Origin of the sequence: Streptomyces sp. SBT349 (assembly GCF_001083795.1) — a bacterium.
Taxonomy (GTDB): domain Bacteria; phylum Actinomycetota; class Actinomycetes; order Streptomycetales; family Streptomycetaceae; genus Streptomyces.
In genome coordinates, this window is the sequence record NZ_LAVK01000617.1 from 1 (window position 1) to 1,876 (window position 1,876).

The 1,876-nt window shown below is 74.4% G+C and carries 3 protein-coding genes and 1 pseudogene; 2 read left to right on the forward strand and 2 right to left on the reverse strand.

Annotation, left to right across the window (positions count from 1 at the left end):
• Positions 1–428: sensor histidine kinase (locus ADY01_RS35220; RefSeq protein WP_049580921.1), on the forward strand; the 428-nt coding region annotated here is incomplete at its 5' end.
• On the forward strand, positions 425–1,090 hold the full coding sequence (locus tag ADY01_RS35225) for a response regulator (protein WP_049580922.1): 666 nt from the start codon (positions 425–427) through the stop codon (positions 1,088–1,090). The genes ADY01_RS35220 and ADY01_RS35225, both read left to right, overlap by 4 nt.
• Here the strand turns inward: ADY01_RS35225 and ADY01_RS35230 are convergent.
• Both ADY01_RS35230 and ADY01_RS35235 read right to left on the reverse strand, forming a co-directional pair.
• On the reverse strand, positions 1,051–1,548 hold the full coding sequence (locus ADY01_RS35230) for a DUF4442 domain-containing protein (RefSeq protein WP_049580923.1): 498 nt from the start codon (positions 1,546–1,548) through the stop codon (positions 1,051–1,053). The two genes, ADY01_RS35225 and ADY01_RS35230, sit on opposite strands and share 40 nt — an antisense overlap.
• Positions 1,549–1,651: 103 nt before the next feature.
• Positions 1,652–1,876, reverse strand: a pseudogene (locus ADY01_RS35235) (hypothetical protein); the annotation flags it as partial.

The window sequence follows — 1,876 nt, forward strand, 5'->3', positions numbered from 1 at the left end:
CGGCTCCCCGCGCCCCCCCCCCCGGCCTGGACCGGCTGCCCGAGCTCGCCGAGCAGGCGTCCCGCGCCGGCCTCGACGTGACCGTGGAGACCAGGGGAACGCCTGCCTCGCTTCCCCCGGGCGCCGACCTGGCCGCGTTCCGCATCGTGCAGGAGGCGCTGACCAACATCGTGCGCCACTCCGGCTCGCGCGCCGCCCAGGTGCTGCTGCGCTACAGCCCCGACGAGCTCGAACTGCGCGTCGACGACGAGGGACCGGCCACCAACGGCGGTTCCGGCGGCGGCAACGGCCTGGTCGGCATGCGGGAACGGGCCGCCGCGTTCGGCGGTACGGTGGCGGCCGGCGCCAGGACCGACGGCGGGTTCCGCGTCACGGCCCGGCTGCCCCTGACCGCCCCGCCGCCGCCCACCGACAGGGAGACCACGTGATCCGGGTACTGCTCGCCGACGACCAGATGCTGGTGCGGGCCGGATTCCGCGCGCTCCTCGACGCCCAGCCCGACATCCAGGTCGTCGGCGAGGCCCCGGACGGCGAGCGGGCTCTCGCCCTGGTCCGCGAACACCGCCCCGACCTGGTGCTGATGGACATCAGGATGCCGGTCCTCGACGGCCTGGCCGCCACCCGCCGCATCACCGGCGAGCCGGGCCTGGACGGGGTGAAGGTCGTCATGCTGACCACCTTCGAACTGGACGAGTACGTCTTCGAGGCCATCAGGTCGGGCGCCTCCGGCTTCCTCGTCAAGGACACCGAGCCGGAAGAACTGGTCCGCGCCGTCCGCGCCGTCGTGGGCGGCGACGCCCTCCTGTCACCGGGCGTCACCCGCCGCCTGATCGCCGAGTTCGCCGCCCGCTCCAAGGAGCCCGCCGCCGCGGCCGGGCTCGCCGACCTCACCGACCGCGAGCGCGAGGTGATGGCCCTGGTCGGCATCGGCCTGTCCAACGAGGAGATCGCCCGCAGGCTCGTCGTCTCACCGCTCACCGCGAAGACACACGTCAGCCGCGCCATGGTCAAGCTCGGCGCCCGTGACCGCGCCCAACTCGTGGTGCTCGCCTACGAGTCGGGGCTGGTCCGCCCCGGCTGGCTCGGCTGAGGCTCACGCTTGCGCCGCACGTACACCTGCTTGCGCACCAGGGCCACGACTGTGCCGTCCGCCGTCACCACCGAGCAGGTGAACCAGGGCAGCGCCTTCGCGCCGCCCTCGGTCGCCTCCCGTATCTCCGCCACCCGCTCCTCGGTCAGCATGAACTCCGCGAACACGTCGCCGCGCCCCGGGGAGACGTACTCGATCTCCGCCGCCTTGTCCCAGACCAGGTAGCCGCCGCCCAGCCGGTGCACCAGCATGAGCCCCCAGAACGGGTCGCACATCGCGTACAGCGAGCCGCCGAAGTGCGTACCGAACAGGTTGCGGTTCAACCGGCCGAACCGCAGCCGCACCCGCACATGGCCCCAGTCGTCGGCGATCTCCGTCACCCGCACCCCGGCCCCGCGGAACGGCGGCCACCAGCGCATCAACCGGCGTAGCGTCGCCGGCCCGACCGTATGTGCCATGGGCCGACGCTACCACGGCCGGTTACCCGCAGGTAATCTCAGGCCAACGCCGGGCCGGCCGACGGGTGCGCGCCCTGCGGCCCCCGAACGGCCCGTCATGCCCTCACCCCACGGGGCCGGGAGCCGGACCCGAGCCCGCCGCGGTGGCCGAGGGCCCCCGCAGCGACCCCCGCACGGCCCAGGCCGTCACGGCCGCCACCGCGGAGAGCAGCGCCACCGTCGTCAGCGCCGCGGCCATCGAGAGCCAGTCGGCGAGGAACCCGATGGCGACCGGCCCCAGCAGCATCCCCCCGTACCCGAGCGTCGAGGCGGCGGCCACCCCCCAGGC

Bases quoted from the DNA above. Each gene is read 5' to 3' on its own strand.
- ADY01_RS35230 (WP_049580923.1), bottom strand. From the start codon at position 1,548: ATGGCACATACGGTCGGGCCGGCGACGCTACGCCGGTTGATGCGCTGG.